We start from the raw sequence: 18,788 nt of genomic DNA on the forward strand, positions 1-18,788 counted from the left end.
GCTGTAAATCCTCACGCCCTCCCTGCTGACGCAGAAAGGCAATAGGTGGACGACTTTTACGCCGCCCGCAGCAGCACCATGCCGCCGCTAACGTGGACTAATTTCGCACCGCCGTTCTCACATGACGCTCATAAAATATTTGACAATTAACCCGCAGAAGTTCGCATTTGTTTGTAAACCTATCGAAAAGTACAGGGCGCGATTGTGCGGGGCCTGTTCAACCTGCCGATGCAACGAATCAGTTCACGTAATTTCCTCTCGCCAGAGAAAATTCGTCCGATGATCGTTGTGAAATTTCTCAGGAATGCTTGACGCTAGGTCAAGTTGCGGCGGCAAAATCTCAGATAGAGTTTAACCTATTTTATACGCCTCTGTTTAGTTTCTGGTGGCCGCATTGGCATATTGTTTAGTGCTTATGCTGATTTGTTTAGTGTCGTGGTTAACATGTAAAATTTAATGAACTTTTTAGCAATTGCTGCACGTCAGCCTCCCGGCTCATAGTTCTCTTGTAGTTGCCTGGGGAGTGTTTTTGTTGTGCCACCTCATCAAACCGGACGATCGTCAATCAGCAAAGTCGTGCATACGCCCCGCGATGCTCAGCTAGAGATTGCACTGGAATATTCGAACGGATGGCCGAGCGAGCGATACGCAGCCCTGAGCATTGATGGCGTTGCCTTGACCGAACTCGAGTTTCCGTCAACCGGCGACTGGGATCGCACCGAGATACTGCCCGTCACCCTGCAACTTGCCGCCGGCTCTCATGAGGTGATCGTAAGGGGCCAGAACGGTGCCGGCCCGGATATCCATGACATCTATGTCCGCGAAACAGACGCGTCTGTCGGTACGGGCGGACAGGCCGGCGATGGTGCGGTCGACAGCGCAACCCTTGTGGCGACAGCCGTTCTGGTGGCGGCGGCCCTGCCGGTCGAAGCGGAGGCAGATGAAGGCGGCGATGCCGCGCCAACCGATTATGACCTTGACCTGGGAGCCCTTTCCGATGGCAAGGCCGGGTCTGAGGTAGTTGATCGATCCAATCCTGCGCAGTCTGATGCGAAGGTCGGGGCTGCGGTCGACTTGCCGCTTCCTGCGGCGGGCGATCAGCACGATGCCCTGCAGGCTGACAGCAAAGGCCAACAACCTGTCCGTGCCGGGTTTCCGGTGCCTGACGTTCTGGTGACGGCGTCGGAAGGCTCGCGCCTCGCGCCGGTTCCCGAGTTCCCCCAAAGCGCGGATCCGGCAAGCCGGATCGATCAGACACGCGATGCGAACGATCTTCCCGAGGTTTCCGACCCCGACCAGCCTGGAACGGGCGGGCCGGTCGATATTCTTCCCGATACCGTCAGCGACCCGGTCGCCGACGACAACAACGACAGATCTTTGCCAGACGACAGCAATGTCGGCACCAACCCTGGCACGCCGCAGAATGTGAGCGAAACTGATGTGGAGGCGGAGAACAGCGCCTCTGACCCATCAGCAAAGACCAATGCTTCAGGCGCAGCCCCCCGCGCGAACGCCTCTGGCACCCCGCCCTCCATCGTCAATGACGACATCACCACGAGATCACCGGCTCCAGCGGCGGCACCAGTTGCCGCCGCACCGGCAATTAACGAGGACATCATGGCACTTCCCATCGTTTTTCAGGATACCCAGTTCGCGATCATCGGTGCCGACAGCACGCTTCGCAATCCGAGCAATCCCGAGCCGACGGCAGACGGATCGGCCAACTTCGATGCAAACGGGCTGCGCGTCGGCTTTTCGGGCGAGGGCTACCTTGATCTTGGCGGACCCGCCGGTCAGAAATTCAGCGTGGTGATCCCCGCGGCCGATGTTGCCGGGCCGGGCACCTATACGCTGGTGGTGAAATACGCCAATGGCGGCAGCGGTACGAATGCTGCGCGTCCTCTGGCAATCTACAACGGCGGCACGCAGGTCGGCGCCATTGCGAACACGAACACCGGCAGCTTCTCGGTCTGGGAAACGCAGACGATCGATATCGTACTGAGCGAAACCAACGCCGATGGCGACTATGTGCTGACCTTTGAACAGACCGAGTTGCAGGGGCCGAATATCGACGGGGTGGCCCTTGTAGAACAGGGGGGGAATTACAGCTTCCTGGCGCCGGAATTCGCCGCTGCGCAGACGCTTCAGATCGTTGAAGGGCAGACGGTGGTGGATCTGGTCACCGCGACCGATGCCGATGGCCAGCAGGTCGCCTATGCGATCACCGGCGGCGCGGATGCGGCGTTGTTCACGATCAATGACACGACTGGCGAGCTCAGCTTCCTGACGGCGCCCACCTATACCGGCAACGCGGCCGACGACAGCTATGACGTCGAGATCACCGCGACGGACGAGGCTGGCGACAGCACCGTGCAGGCCTTTACGGTCAGCGTATCGGACTATTTCGAGCCCATCTATGTGCAGGCCGAAACGGGGACGATCTCGCGCCCGGATGGCGGCACCCCGGTCAGCAAGATGATGACCCAGACCAACGGCAATGATGAGGGGCCGAGTGCGGTCGACGCGTTCGGGCTGCGTCCGAATTACAGCGGTGAGGGCTATCTGGACTTCGGCAGCACCGGCGAGATGGTCAGCTATGACATCGTTTCGCCGACTGCGGGCACCTATCAGCTGCACATCCGTTATGCTTCTTCGACGGTGCGCAATGCGCAGGTCATGGTTGACGGCGCGGTTGTTGCCACGATTGCGTTTCCGGTGACGGCAGGCGGCACCCAGACCGATCCGTTCAACAACTGGAAAGTGCTGACGACTGAAATCACACTGGCTGCGGGGCAGAACGACGTCGCCCTGTATCTGAATTCCGGCAATGGGCCGAATATCGATGCCCTGGCGATCACGGGAATAGGCGACACGCCTGATTTCGCGCCGCGCTTTGACGTGCCCGGCCAGTTCGCAATGGACGAAAACGAAACTGCGATCGGTTCCGTCGCCGCGTCTGATGTCGTGTCAGACACCACCACCGGCCAGACGCCGGACCCGGTCAGCTATTCCATCACCGGCGGCGCCGATCAGGGGTTGCTGAGCATCGATCCTTCGACCGGTGCGCTCAGCCTGAATGCAGCCGCGGACTATGAAAGCAAAAGCAGCTATGCCGTCGAGGTGACCGCCACAGATGGCGGCGGCAACCAGACGACGCAGGCGGTCACGGTAACCGTGAACGACGTTGATGAAGCGCCAAGCGCGCCTGCCTATACCGGGCCAGACAGTTTTGCTGATGACGTCGCAGCGGGCGCTGTCATCGGTAGCGTGTCGGCTGTCGATCCCGAAGGCGCGGCGGTCACTTATACGCTCAGCGATGCGCGGTTCGAGGTCGCCAATGGCGATATCGTGGTCGCGGCAGGTGCCGTCTTCGACGCGGGAGAGGCGATCGACCTGACCGTGACTGCATCGGATGGCAGCCTGACCTCCTCCAGCAGCTTTGCCCTGAATGTCACCGGCTCAGCCCCCGTCGATCAGCCCCCAAGCGTGCCGGTTTATGATGGTCCGACCACGATTTCGGGAAGCGTTCCGCCGGGCGAGCCGCTTGGCACCGTGACCTCGACAGATCCCGAAGGTCAGACCGTTACCTTCACCGTCAGCGACAGCCGTTTCGAAATCGTTGACGGCCAGTTGTTCCTGGTCAGCGGCGCGGTATTCGATCCCGATGAAACAGTTGACCTGACCATCACCGCGTCGGATGGGACCCTGACATCCTCGGCGCCCCTGTCGCTCACGGTCACGCCGGTCGTGGTTCCGCCGACCGGATCGACCTTGGACCTGGTCTTCACCCCGGGCAATGTGGTCGGCTATTCCGGGTCTCAGGACGGCGGCAACAATTTTGCCGTCACCAATTCCGGCGCCACCCTGGAACTGAATGACAACCACTGGAAGCGCGCCTATCTGGGCACCGATTACACCATCACGGCGGATACCCAGATCGCCGTTGACGTGATGATCGGCCCGAACACGCCCGAGATCGTGGCTGTCGGCTTTGACCTGAATGATAACGGATTGGACACCGGCGGCAGTGTCTATGCTCTGGACGGTACGGATTCGCATAGCCGGATGATCGATCTCAAGGGCACCGGCATACCGCAACCGGACGGTTCGACGCGCTATTTCATCGATCTTGGCGCACATGCCGGCAAGGTGATCGACTCGCTCGTCTTCGTTTCCGACGATGACAGTCCCGTGCGCGGCGGCCTTGGCACGGCCAGCTTCAGCAATGTGCAACTGATCGAGGCTGGTGCCGCAACCGGCAACGAAGCGCCCTATGTCGTGGGCGGGGGCATCACCGATCTGAACATACAGGAGGGCGCCAATATCGAGGTCGACCTGCCATTCGTCGACCCCGAGGGCGAGCCGCTGAGCTACAGCGTTACCATCACCGACGGCACCGGCGCGGATGTCACCGACCAGTTCCCGGATATCAGCTTCAGCGGCAATGTGATGCTGGGCACGCTGCCCGGCCTGCCGGGAAGCTACACCGTTACCGTCACCGCCGATGATGGCGCGGCGACAAATGCGACGGTCAGCGACAGCTTCACCCTGAGCATCAGCAATGTGAATGATGCGCCGACGGTCGCGAGTGTCGCGCTTGAACCCTATGTCTACGAGGCAGGCGAGCAGGTCGAGGCGATCGATATCTCGCTCTTCGCCGAATATTTCTCTGACCCGGATGGCGACACGCTGACGCTGAGCGTCGATCCCGCGACCCTGCCGGACGGGCTCAGCTATGACCCCGTGACGCAGCTCATCACCGGCGCACCGACCGAGGGCGGCATCTTCTCGGTGCAGGTCATCGCGACCGATGCGGGGGGGCTGACCGCGTCGCTGGCGCTTGATTTCGAAATCGACGCGCCGCAGATCGGTGACACCTTCACCATCGAGGCCGAAGACTTCACCGGCCTGCCCGATGCCGTGGGCTTCTATGCCGCCGCGGCGACAAGCGCCTCGGGCAGCCAGCTGATCAAGACCAATGCCAACCAGTCGGCCAGCATCACGACCGATCTGGGTGCGGGCGGCGTTCCGGCCGGATATTACACCGTCTCGGTCACGATCTATGACGAGACCGATGGCACCGCCACCTTCTCGATCGATGTCGGCGGTGTTTCGGTCGCAGACGATGCCAGCTTCGACGATGCAGGGACGTGGCTGAATGGCGACGGGACGACGGGCCGTGGCAATGCCGGACAGGCCGGGAACCGCAAGACGATCACCTTCGACAAGGTTGTTTATGTCGAGGCGGGCACTCTGCTGACCCTGACAGGCCTGGCGGATGAAGAGCATCTGCGCTTTGACAACATCACGCTGACACTTGCCGAGCCGACGGATGTACCGCCTTCCGCGCCGGTTCTGGACAACGCCTCGGTCGCGGAAAACACGCTCGCCGGCGTGATCGGCACGCTGAGCGCCGTTGATCCCGATGGCGGCACGGTCACCTTCTCGACCGATGATGCGCGCTTTGTCATCGAAGGCGATCAGCTGCGTCTGGCCGATAACGTATCGCTTGACCATGAAGCCGCAGATGTCGTCTCGGTCGAGGTGACGGCGACCGACAGCGACGGCAACGCGACCGCAGCGACGCTGCAAATCGCCGTCGAGGACGTGAACGAAGCGCCCGTGCTAGATGCGGCTGCTGCCATCGCGGATGTCACGCTGGCCGAAGGCGAAGGCGGCAATATCGATGTCGCCGGCGGGCTTGGTGCAACCGATCCCGAAGGCGACACGCTGACTTATGTCGCGCAGCTTGTCGGCGGCGAACCGCTGCCTGCGGGTCTGACGCTGGTCGGTGGTGAGCTGATCGTGGACCCGGCGCTTGCACAGGGTTCCTACGCGGTTGAGGTCTTCGCCTCTGACGGCACGCTGGACTCGGATTCCGTCCAGTTCACCGTCAATGTCGGACAGCCGGCCCCCTTCCAGCCCTTCGTGTTGCAGGCCGAGGACGCGGCGATCACCTTGTCCACGAACCCTGACGGGGATGCGACCGAAACAGTGGTGCGCGATCCTGACAACCCGGAAACCGGCGGCTTCCAGGGCTTGCGCCCCGATTTCAACGGCACCGGCTATATCGACTATGGCGACGATCCGGGCGACACGCTGACCTTCACGATCGACGTGCCTGCCGATGGCGACTATGTCATCAACGTCCGCTATGCCTCGCAGAACTTCGGCGGCGGCGAACGCTCGCTGGATATTGCGGTGAATGGCGCTGCGGCGACCACCACGGTCTTCCCGAACACCGGCACCACGCAGAGCGGGCCGACGGAAGGCTTCAACAACTGGGGTATCCTGAGCCTGCCTGTCACGCTGACTGCGGGCAGCAACACCCTGTCCTTCACCATACCGGCAGGCGCTGCCTCCGGTCCCAATATCGACCAGATCGAGGTGACGTCGGCCAGCACTGCGGACACGTCGGCAGACGAGGATGGTATTCCGCTGTTCCTCAGCGGCCCGGATGCGGATCTGACCCCGACGCAGGCGGCCTCCATCAACTTTAACCTGGCGGGGATCGACCTCGATATCGTCAAGACCGAGATCAGCTTTGACGGTGGCGCCACCCGTGTCGTGGTCCTGCCCGATGCGGATGGCGACTTCACGGCCGATGGTTCGGCCCTTGCACCGGGAAGCTATACGGTCACGACCTATGTGACCGACGAAGTCGGGAACGAGGCTTCTGCGACGATGACCATCGTTGTCGCGACGCCTGTCGTGGATGACTTCACCATCCAGGCCGAAGATGCGACGCAAGTTACGGTGGATGATACCGGGCTGCCGACGAACGCAGATTTCACCCGCGTCGTGGATGCGGCCAATCCCGATGCCTTCGGCAACTTCCGCGCCGGTGCCGTCGGTGACGCCTATGTCGATTTCGGCACGAACCCCGGCGATGCGATTGTCGTCAATGTCGATGCACCGGCAGCGGGCAGCTATACCGTCACCATCCGTTATGCGAATGGCGGCGCGGGCAACCGTCCGCTTGACGTGTCGGTCAATGGTGGCGCCGCGGAATCGGTGGATTTCGTGCCGGGACCGCTCGTCGCCGGCGAGGGCTGGGAAAGCTGGGTGACCCAGACGATCCAGCTGGATCTTGTGCAGGGCAGCAACCAGATCCGTCTGGAACTGCCGGCCGGCGCGACAAACGGCCCGAATATCGACGAGCTGAGCTTTGCCTTTGACGGCGGCACGGTCGTTCCGCCCTTCACGGTCACGATCGAGGGCGAGACCTTCGACGTTGAAGACCTTGAGCCCACCGGCGGCGTGACCGATACCGTGTACCGGACCGACGACAACCCCGAGCCGAACGCCAATGCCGGCAATTCCGGTCCCGGGCTGGAATTCGACGCAGACGGGCTTCGTCCGGGCTATGAGGGCGAAGGCTATCTCGACATGGGCGGCGAAGCTGGCGACAGTGCCAACTTCACTGTCGATGTGCCGGACCAGGGCACCTATCAGCTGACCGTGCGTTATGCCAATGGCGGCAATGCTGACCGCCCGATGACGTTGAGCATCAATGGCACGGAACAGACGGTCTCCTTCCCGCAAAGCACTGCTCCGACCGGGGCAGAGGCATGGGCCGACTGGCAAGAGGTTACAATCGACGTTCCGCTGAACGCCGGGGCAAACGTGATCTCGCTGACAAATATCGGCAATGCGGGGCCGAATATCGACAATGTCACGGTCAGCCGGGGCAATCCGACCGGGCCGGTGCGCGATACCGTCTATTTCGAGGAGATCATCAAGATCAACTTCGAACCTGCCCCGTCGCAGACCCAGCAGGGCCTGCCTGCCGGTTACCAGACCCCGGCCGGGTTCGAAGCGGATACCGGTGCGGCTTACGGCGATCGCGGCAATGGCTTTACCTATGGCTGGGTCACCGAAGACAGCGTTGCCGACGGCACCGCAAACGGCACGACGCCTGCGGCGCAGCCAGCCAATGCGCATTGGTACAAGGACATGGTTCCCGGCGCGACGGACGAGCAGAAAACCTACGCCCATTTCGAATATCCGGGCGCAGGTGCCAGCGGTTCACGCGCATGGGAAATGGCGCTGGAAAACGGCACCTATCAGGTCACGCTGAACGTCGGCGATACGGCGGGCGCTTTCGACAGCACATATGCGATCAATGTCGAAGGTCAGAGCGTGATGCCCAACTGGGTGCCCGCCAATCCCATCGACGGATCGACAGATGACGGCGAGGGCTTCCGCTCGACCCGTGTGACGGCCATTGTGCAGGTCACGGACGGCAAGCTGACCATCGACTCGATCGGCGGCGTCAATACCGAAATCCAGTCGCTTGAGGTTGAACGAATCCCGGATCTGACGCCGGATGACAATCGGACAGCGGATCTGGATTATTCCTACTTCGTTGATCCGGTTGCGGCCAATCTGGACGGTCAGACCTCTATCGCGATTGGTGCTGACGGCGAATTGCCGACCGGTATCGACCCGACCTCTCAGCTTGTTGTCGGCATCAACCTTCAGGCACCGGGCAACCGGGGGCCAAACGTTACCTATGTCGACTATGTCAAGCTGGTCGAGACGCTGACCGGCGAGGAAGTCGCGATCAACGTCCAGATCTCTGGTGGTGCGGATTCGGTGACGATCCGTCCGCTGACCACCCTGAAGGAAAACACCAGCTATACGCTGAAGGTCGAGGACGTGCTGGACCTTGGCAGTGTCGACGATCCGACGGCACCGCTGCGCCAGATGCAGGACCTGAGCACAACCTTCGTCACCGGCCTTGCACCCGTGGATGTGCCGCGCGAAGTCGCTTTTGCTACGACCACGCAGCTGAACGGTTTCGCAGACAACGCCTTCGGCTATACCTCGATCGAGTTCGGCCCTGACGGCAAGCTTTATATCGCCACCATCACCGGCGAGATCCATCGCTGGGACGTCAATGCCGATGGCTCCATCGACAAGGCATCGCAGGAAACCCTGTCGCTCGACTATCTGGATGCGGGTGCCCTGGGGCGGCGCGGGATCATCGGCATGGTGTTCGATCCCAACGATCCCAACACGATCTGGATCAGTGACAACGCACCGATCCCGCGTGAATCCAAAGCGTTCGACACGCCGGAATTCTCTGGCCGTGTCAGCAAGATCACCCTTGGCAGCAACGGCGAATTCGAAACTGCAACGGCCGAAACCTTCGCCTTCGGCCTGCCACGCTCTGGCGGTGACCACGTGACCAACAGTCTTGAGTTCCGCGCGAACCCCGACTTTGGGGAACCCGGCGAACCGGAATACCTGCTGTATCTGTCGCAGGGCTCTAACTCGGCCGCGGGCAGCCCGGATAACAACTGGGGTAACCGGCCGGAACGCCTGCTGAACGCTTCAATTCTGGAAATCGACATCACCAAGACCGCCCCGGCGGGAGGTCACGATATCCGGACCGAACCGATTGAGCTGACCGATGTGCCTACCACCTCTTTCCCGGCCAGCGAGTTCAACGCCGACGGCACCTATCCGGGGATGTACAACCCCTATGACGCCGATGCCGTGGTCAAGATTTTCGCGACCGGTGTTCGGAACGCCTATGATCTTCTCTGGCACTCGAACGGCAATCTGTACGTGCCGACAAACGGAACGGCTTCGGGCGGCAAGACGCCTGTGGATCCCAACCAGCCCGGTCTGGACACCACGGTCAGCAACTCTCCGAAACAGCCGGACTTCCTGTTTACTGTCGAGGAGGGGGGCTATTACGGCCACCCTGTGGCGCTGCGCGGCGAATATGTGCTGAATGGCGGCAACCCGACGGCCGGCCAAGACCCGTTCCAGGTCGATGCGAATGATGACACCAACAGCGCCACCGATGGCTATCAGGTCGGTGTGCAGCCTGATCCGAACTGGGATCTGGATGGCGTCTATAACCTGGACTTCAACCGCTCGCCGAACGGTGTCACGGAATACACGGGCAACGCATTCGGGTCCAACCTGAAAGGCGCGGTGATCTTCGCGCAATTCTCGGTCGGCGATAACGTCCGTTACGTCACCGTGGATGCGGATGGGAATATCACCGGCGATGACGTGCTGCGCCGCCCGGATGGCTCGGTCATCGACGACTATATCGATCCGCTCGACATCATCGAGAACCCGGTGACCGGACAGCTGTACCTGATGACGCTGAACCGCGGCACGGGCGCCAGCCAGCTGATCCTGCTGACCCCGGCACCCGGTGGCCCCTCGCAAGACATCACCGCCGACGAAAATGGCGATCTTGCGCTTGTCGCCTTCGATGTCAGCGACCCGGCCGCTGCGATCTTCCAGGTCAACGGCCTTGACGATGACATCACCGCGCTGCGCGTGTCCTTCAACGGCGCGCCGGCAACGACGGTGACGCTGGACAGCAACAACCAGTTCACCATTGATCTGGGCGCACTGTCCGGCAATGTCACCGCCGTTCTGGAAGTGACCGATGATGCGCTGAACTCTGCCAGCGCCAGTGTCGTCTTCGAACCCGGTGAGGAGCCGACCCAGCTGATCTCGCTGGTGACGATCCAGGCCGAGGACAAGACGCCGGGTGACGGGACCAGCGTTGCCGTTCCGACCTCGCCCAATGCCGGGATCGAGATCCGCGACGCCTCCAACCCGGAACCGGGGACGACCGGGCTGGTCAACGGCCTGCGTCCGGGTGCCTTCGGGATCGACGGAAATACCGACAACACCGATGGCACGCCGGGCGGTTACGCCGATTTCGGTTCGACGAATGAGGACTTCCTGTCCTTCACCTTCGACGTCCCGGCGCAGAACGCAGGCGATGCGGTGCTTCAGTTCCGCTATGCCAATGGCGGCACCGCTGACCGTCCGCTTCAGGTCGAGGTCAACGGCAACATCGTCACGGTCGCGGCTTTCGCGCCAACGACTGCGGCGACCACTGATGAAAGCTGGGCGAACTGGCAGATCGTGGAAATCCCGGCGGCGCTTGTTGCTGGCCAGAACACGGTCACACTGCGTTCGGTCAACAACACGGGTCCGAATATCGACCAGCTTGAAATCCTGGTGCCGACCAACCCGACCACGCCGGTCGGCGACGGGATCGAGGACGTCAACGGCGTCACCTATGTGATGTACGAGGCCGAGAATGCCGCGCTGAACGGCCCGGTGATCCTGACCGAGGACCGCACGCAGTCGGGCAACTTCGTCGACTTTGACGGCACGGGCGATCAGACGATCACCTGGACCGTTACGGTGACCGAGGCCGGCGAATACGGGCTGGATATCATCTATGCCCTGTCTTCGGCCAAGCAGCCGCGGCCGATGGCGCTGACGATCAACGGCACGGTGGTCGATACGCTGCCCTTCGCGCCGAATTCGAACGCGGCGGAAACCCAGTGGGGGCCGCAGCAGACCACGGTTTCGCTTGTTGCTGGCGTCAACACCATCACGGTGACGGCACCGGCGGCGAATGGTCCGAATGTCGACTATCTGCGCGTCTCGCAAGCGCCGCTTGTCCCGTTCGAGCCGGTCCCGGCCGATATCGACGGCTCTGGCCGGATCGAGCTGGAGGCGACGGATGGTTCGGCCAATACGGTCAGCGGAAGCGAGGCGGTGTTCTACTTCACCGTCGCCGCCGATGGCGTCTATCAGCTGGATACGGCCAGCAATGCGGGTGCGCCGAACGGTCGGGGGCTGACATGGTTCCTGAACGGCGAGGAAATCGAGGGGACGCCATTCCCCGGTGCCGGTGGTGCCGAGGAATCCATCTTCACGACGCTTCAGGCCGGCACCGTCTATGAGCTGCGCATCGTCTCGGATGCGCCGGGTGCAAACGCGCTTGATTATCTGGATGTCTCGGCGGCCGGCGGCAACGCCAATGCCGATATCGAGGTGGTCAGCAGCGATCCGACCTATTTCGACAACCGCCTGCACTTCTCCTATATCGAGAACCCGGTGCAGTCGGGCGAAACCCGCGACTATAAAGACAGCGGGGTGGTCCGGATCAGCAATAGCGGCACCGAGGATCTGACCATCGACTCGGCGGATCTCAGCGGACCGTTCACCATCACCTCTCCGGCGACGCTGGACGGGCTGACCCTGGCGCCGGGCGCGTTCGTGGATGTCACGATCAACTTCGACCGTGCCGCATATACGCCCCCGACCAGCAATCTGGACGGCACTTCGACCGTGTTCCAGGGCCGGTTGCGGCTGAACACCAATGACGCGGACGATCCCTTCATCGACGTGGATCTGGCCGGCTTCTGGCAGAACGTGCCCGAAGGCGGGATGGAGCCCAATGTCAACGAGGTCTGGCAGGTCTTCGGCTTCGGCAACCGGATCGAAGGGCTGACGCTGTTCGGCGGTGGCGAGAACAGCTCGCTCAGCACCAATGACGTGTTCGCCAAGACCGACGAGACCGAGGTTCTGTCGCCTTACTGGAAACTGGCCGATGGCGTCACCCAGGCGAAGGTCACACAGATCGCGGCCTTCCACGGTCCGGGCGGCGCGACACTGAGCATCCATAACCCCGGCAACAAGGGCCAGCAGGTCACCTTCTGGAACCATGACGGGGCGGATAACCAGCGGCTTCTGCCGAACTCCGGCGGCCCGACCAGCTATGCCACCGAAGACTTCGGCAACGGCAATATTCCGGGCAACTGGGTCGGCAATGGCGTCTTCGGGATCTCGGTCGCGGGTCTGTCCACCGACCCGACGCTGAACCCGACCGGCGGCGTGACCGTTCCGGGCGCGCAGCAGGGCCACACGGTCAAGATGTTCCAGGCGCTGGACGCCGACGGCAACGTGATCCCGAATGTCTATCTGGGGGTCATGGACTACACCGGCATCAACTACGATTATAACGACAACATGTTCGTGATCGAGGGTGTCGAGCCGGTCGGCTTCGGTCAGAGCATCGAGGTCTCGGGTCTGGACGATGCGGCGGCGGATGACCGGCTTGTCTTCACCAATATCGACAACCCGGCAGCCGCGGCGCAGGAGTTCCGCAACGAGACCACCTTCACCCTCAGCAATGACGGCTTCGCGGCCTTGACGATTGAAAGTATCGCGATCAGCGATCCCGCCAATTTCCAGATCGTCGGGACCGTGCCGGGCACCATCCCGGCAGGTGGCAGCGCCACGGTGACGGTGCAGTATACCGGCACCCATCCGGGCAACACCGCCGGGGCGGTGATCCAGAACGCCACGCTGACGGTGACATCGAACGATGTGACCAACCCGCAGACGGTGATCCAGCTTGCCGGCATCGCGCAGGAGTTTTCTGAAAACAACTCTGAACCGACTGTGGCGCAGATCGTCGAGGCCTTCGGCTATGGCACCGACATGGCGCAGTCCGAACTGGCCGGCGGCGGCATTGTCGAGACAATCGGCGACGAAGTGCTGATGCCCTATCTGGAGAAGCTCGATCCGTCGAAGAATGTCGAGGTGATCCAGCTTGCCGCCTTCCTGAACTACAACAACGTCGCGCGGCTGGGGGTGCATTCGCTGCAATCCTCGGACACGACCGAGCTGTTTGCCCAGGACGATCAGCAGGCGCAGACCATCCTGCCCGACGGTCTGGTGCCGGGCACCGGTGACACCGGCGGTGTGGCGCGGGCCACCATTACCGGCAATAACCCGTTCGGGTTGTTTGTCTCGGTTGATGGGCGTCCGACCTATGCCTCCTGGACGGACCCGGAAGCCAACCGGATCGACCCCGATTTCGGCCAGCTTGTCGGGGACGATCAGGGCCACCTGATCCGCTTCTTCCAGGCGCTTGATGCGGACGGCAATGTGATCGAAGGGACCTATATCGCGATCCAGGATTATCCAGGCGCGGGGAACTACGATTACAACGACCACATGTTCGTCATCAAAAACGTCAAGCCGCATCAGCTTACGGCGGCCGAGGACGCGGATGGGGACGGCGTGAACGACGCGCTTCAGACGGATCAGGACGCGGACGGCACGGTCGCCTTCTTCGATCCGAATGACGGCGGCACCACGCCCAATCCGGGCACCAAGGGCGACTATCTGTTCGGCGTCAACTTCGGCGGCGGTGCCATCGCGCTTGATCCGGTGCTGAATGTGGCTCTGGTCGGACAGAACGACTCTCGGGTCACGCTGTCGGGTGCGGTCAATCCGGGTGCTGGGACCGATAATCCCAACAACCCGAACGGTGCGGGTGCCACGGCGGGTTCCGCCTTCAAGACCTATGAAGACGGCACCAACTGGAACGCCGCGATCGAGGTTCCGAATGGCACCTATATCGTGACGCTCTGGACGCAGGAGACCTATTTCAACGCGCCCGGCCAGCGTCAGTTCGACGCCACCGTCAACGGCCAGCAGGTGATCACCAACCTGGATCCCTTCGCCGAGGCAGGTGCAGATACGCCCATCGCCTATGAGGTCGAGGTGACGGTCACCAACGGCACGATCAATATCGGCATGATCGCCGATATCAACAACGCGCCGCTGAATGCCGTTACCATCCACGAAGCCGATGATGGCACCGGTCCGGTCAATCCGGGCGGCGGCTATGTTCTTGGGGTCAATTTCGGTGGCGGAGCCATCGCGCTTGATCCGGTGATCGGAGAGGCGCTTGTCGGCCAGAACGACCCGCGCGTCACCATCTCGGGTTCGGTCAACCCGGCTCAGGGTTCTGACTATGCGACCGACCCGAACGGGGCGAATGCCACGGCCGGTTCCGCCTTCAAGACCTATGAGGACGGATCGAACTGGACCGCCTCGATCGAGATCCCGAACGGGACCTATGTGGTCACGCTCTGGACGCAGGAAACCTATTGGAACAGCGCCGGGCAGCGTCAGTTTGATGCCACCGTCAACGGCCAGCAGGTGATCAGCAATCTCGATCCATTCGCCCAGGCTGGTCCCGACACCCCGATCTCTTTCGACGCCGTGGTGACGGTGACCAATGGCAAGATCGATATCGGCATGGTCGCGGATATCGACAACGCGGCGCTGAATGCGGTGACCATCCACGAATACACCTCGCAGGTGGCCGAGCCGGGTCAGACCCCGGTCAACGGTCTGGCCTTCCAGGTCGGGGATGACGCGATCAGCATCGACGCCTCGGACTATGACGATGGGGGGCAGGGCATCGCTTACAACGATGCGCCTGGTCTGCAGGGCGGCACCACCAACGGCCGCCCCGGCAGCAGCGTCGAACAGACCGCATCGGGCGATATCGGATGGGTCGCGAATGGCGAATGGCTGGAATACACGATCAATGTGGCCGAAGACGGGCTGTATGATGTCAGCTTCCTGTCAGCCTTCGGTGGCAGCCAGACGAACCGCGCAATCGAGGCCAGCTTCCGCAAGGGTGGGCAGGTCTATGAAAGCACGGGCAGTGTGGATGTCGATCCGACCGGCGGCTGGACCACCTTCCAGGAAACCGGTTCGGCTCAGGTCCAGCTTGAGGCCGGGTTGCAGGTGATGCGGGTGACCTTCTCGGGTGGTTCGCAGGATCTGTCTGCGATCAACCTGACGCCGGCGGATGCTGTTCCGGTCGCACAATTTGCGAGTGCGATGGCGGCACCGCTTGCGCGGAGCGCCTCACCGGCTGCAATGGCCAGTGCTGCCTGGGACGACATCAGCGATGACGCGGGGCAAACCCTCTCGGGTGGACCGGATGATCTGGATCAGGACGATGCAATCCTGCCAAGCCAGCTGGGCAACCTGTTCGGTTCTGACCTGATGTCGTGACGCATAAAGGCCGCGCCGGTTTCGGCGCGGCCACCATCTTTGCAGGACGAATGTTGTGAAAGAGTCTCAAGCCACCACTGTCAGCGGTTCGATCGGCGTCTACCGTGGCGCCTTTACCGCTATTTTTGTCATTAGTGCCTTCGTCAACCTGCTGATGCTGACCGGGCCGATCTTCATGTTGCAGGTCTATGACCGCGTTCTGGCCAGCAACAGCGTGCCAACCCTTCTGGCTTTGGCCGGCATTGCCCTTGTTCTTTACTTCGCCAGCGGGCTTCTGGATATTCTGCGCCTTCGTGCACTGACCCGGATCGCCATGCGGGTCTATACAAGGCTGTCCGGCCCTGCCTTCCGCGCGAATATGCGCATGCCGCTGGTGGCGGGTCGCCGCGCCGCTGGCGTCAGCCCCTATCGCGATGTCGAGGCGATCAGGCGGTTCCTTGGCTCTCCGGGTCCGGCGGCCATCTGCGATCTGCCTTTCATGCCGGCCTATTTCCTGATCATCTTCGCCTTCCACCCATGGCTCGGCATGCTGGCTGTGGTGGGCGGCGTCGTCATCGCCTGCCTTGTCGTTGCGAACGAATTCCTTTCGCGGAAGCCGTCAAAGCGGCTTTCGGAAAGCTCTGGCCTGCAATCGACGCTGATTTCGGCGACGCGGCGCAACGCCGATGTCATCACGGCGATGGGCATGGGTGACAGCCTGTCGGCACGCTATTCCGGCGCGGTAGAGCAGCATTTCCAGCGTCAACAGGCCGTGTCGGATCACAGCAACCTGTTTTCATCGGTCATCAAGATGCTGCGCCTGATGCTGCAATCCGCGATGCTTGGCCTTGGCGCATATCTGGTCATCCAGCAGGAAGTAACCGCCGGTGTGATGATCGCCGCCTCGATCATCATGGCCCGGGCGCTGTCGCCGATCGAACAGGCCGTGTCGCACTGGCCCAGCTTTGTCGCCTCTCGCCAGGCCGCCGGGCGCCTGAACGACACCTTCAAAGCATGTGCCGCAGCCGAGGACACGGCCGGGTTGCCGGTGCCCAAGGCAAGCCTAAAGGTCGAAGGTCTTGCGACCTCGGCACCGGGCGAGCAGGATCTTCTGCTGCAAGATGTCAATTTCACCCTGGAGGCTGGGGACGGTCTTGGTGTGATCGGTCCCTCGGGGTCGGGCAAATCCAGCCTCGCCCGCGCGCTTGTCGGCATCTGGCCGTCCCTCGCCGGATCCGTTCGTCTGGATGGTGCGACGCTGGATCAGTGGAGCCAGACCGAAAGGGGCCATTTCATAGGCTATCTGCCGCAGGATGTAGAATTGTTCGAAGGCACTGTGGCCGAAAATATCTGCCGTTTCGCGGCCGAGCCGAGTATCGAAAGCATCCTGCAAGCGGCCGAAGCCGCAAGCATCCACCACATGATTGCCGGCCTGCCCGAAGGCTACCAGACACAGATCGGCGAGGCTGGAACGCTTCTATCCGCCGGTCAGCGCCAGCGTCTCGGTCTGGCGCGCGCGCTTTATGGCAACCCCTTCCTTCTGGTGCTGGATGAGCCGAATTCGAACCTCGATACGGTGGGCGAACGCGCCCTGACCGATGCGATGAAGGCGGCGCGCGCCCGTGGCGGCATCGTGATCGTGATCGCCCACAGGCCAAGCGCATTGGCCGCAGTCAACAAGACCCTGATGATCCAGAACGGCACGCAGGTTCAGTTTGGAAACCGCGATGAGATGCTGCGCAAGGTCGTCCCGGCGCAGCGTACGGCCGCGAATCAAAGGAGCATGATCGATGCGGTATGAAAAGATTGACCGGTCGCTTGGGGCCTCTCTGCGCCGTCAGCTGTTGCTCGGCTTTGCCGTGATCGTCATTCTGATTGGAGGCGGCGGAAGCGTCGCGGCGCTGACCGAAATCAGCGGCGCCGTCGTCGGAATGGGCAAGCTGATCGTCGAAGGTCGTCCGAAAAACGTGCAACATCTGGACGGCGGCACGATCCGCGAGATTTTTGTGCGTGAGGGCGAAACGGTCGAGGCCGGTCAGGTGCTGTTCCGTCTTGACCCGACGGTGGTCGAGGCCAATCTGCAGATGGTGAACAGTCAGATCGACGCGCTGCTCGCGCAGGAAGCGAGGCTGACGGCGGAAATACTCGATCTGGATGTCATCGAATTCCCGGACGAGCTTGCCGAAAGCGATGATCCGCGCCGCGTCGTGCTTGTGCGCGGGCAGAAGGAGCTGAAGGATGCGCGCGCCGATGCCCGCGCAGGTCAGCGCCGTCAGCTGACCGCACAGATCTCTCAGTTGAACGACAAGATCAAGGCACATGAGGCGCAGCGTGTGGCGACGGAACGGGCTGTCGTTCTGGCCGATGAAGAACTCAATAGCAAAAAATCCCTCAACGAACGCGGGCTGACAAGCGCGAATGAGTTGCGGGCAGCGGAACGGCTGAGAAGCGATCTCGACGCCGAAATCGCCACGCTGGATGCGCAGCTTTCCGAAACGCGGGAAGAAATCCTTCGCCGCGAGTTGGAGCGCACGCAGATCGATGAGCGGTTCCGTGAAGAGATCCTGACAATGCTGGACGAGAAGCGCACCGAGCTGGCGCGATTGACGCAAGAAAAGGTGGCAGCCGAAGACAGGATGACGCGGCTGGCCATTACCGCGCCGATTGGCGGGCAGCTGCACGAGCTTGCGATCCACACATTGGGTCAGGTGATCTCACCCGGCGAGCGTTTGGTCACCGTGGTCGCGGGGAATGACCGGCTTGTCGTCGAAACCAGATTGCCGCCGCAGGACGTGGATCAGGTCTATGGCGGGCAGACGGCGCGTCTGCGCTTTCCCGGCCTTGATCAGCGCAAGACACCGCAGCTGATCGGTTCGGTGATCGACGTGTCGCCCGATGCCAGCACGGATGAGCAGACCGGCAGCAGCTACTTCCTCGCCCGGTTGTCCGTCGACGCAGAGGAGCTCGCGCGGATCCAACATTCCGAGCTTCGGCCCGGCATGCCTGTCGAGGTTTTCATCGAGACGCAGCCACGCACGATCCTGTCATATCTGGTCAAGCCGATGGTCGATCAGATTCAGCACGCGTTCCGCGAGGGCTGACCGGACGTCCATCGTTCCGTCGCGAATATTGTGCTGCAAGGG

At 62.0% G+C, this 18,788-nt stretch carries 3 protein-coding genes; all 3 read left to right on the forward strand.

Annotation, left to right across the window (positions count from 1 at the left end):
* Positions 1 to 675: 675 nt before the first annotated feature.
* Genes G7044_RS14780 through G7044_RS14790 form a run of 3 tightly spaced genes read left to right on the forward strand, consistent with a single transcriptional unit; the run spans position 676 to position 18,746 of the window.
* Positions 676 to 15,666, forward strand: coding sequence for a carbohydrate-binding protein (locus tag G7044_RS14780; protein ID WP_166330227.1), 14,991 nt, complete (start codon positions 676 to 678; stop codon positions 15,664 to 15,666).
* Between the two features lie 55 nt (positions 15,667 to 15,721).
* Positions 15,722 to 17,446: a type I secretion system permease/ATPase gene (locus G7044_RS14785; protein ID WP_166330229.1), complete on the forward strand. Its 1,725-nt coding sequence runs from the start codon at positions 15,722 to 15,724 to the stop codon at positions 17,444 to 17,446.
* The gene (locus G7044_RS14790) at positions 17,436 to 18,746 is read left to right on the forward strand and encodes an HlyD family type I secretion periplasmic adaptor subunit (RefSeq protein ID WP_166330231.1); all 1,311 of its coding nucleotides are present in this window, start codon (positions 17,436 to 17,438) and stop codon (positions 18,744 to 18,746) included. The genes G7044_RS14785 and G7044_RS14790 overlap by 11 nt, the downstream gene beginning before the upstream one ends.
* Positions 18,747 to 18,788 lie beyond the last annotated feature (42 nt).

The sequence above is a fragment of the Paracoccus xiamenensis genome (assembly GCF_011308835.1).
Taxonomy (GTDB): domain Bacteria; phylum Pseudomonadota; class Alphaproteobacteria; order Rhodobacterales; family Rhodobacteraceae; genus Paracoccus; species Paracoccus xiamenensis.

Coding starts and splice junctions, on each gene's coding strand:
- G7044_RS14790 (WP_166330231.1), top strand. CDS start 17,436: ATGCGGTATGAAAAGATTGACCGGTCGCTTGGGGCCTCTCTGCGCCGT.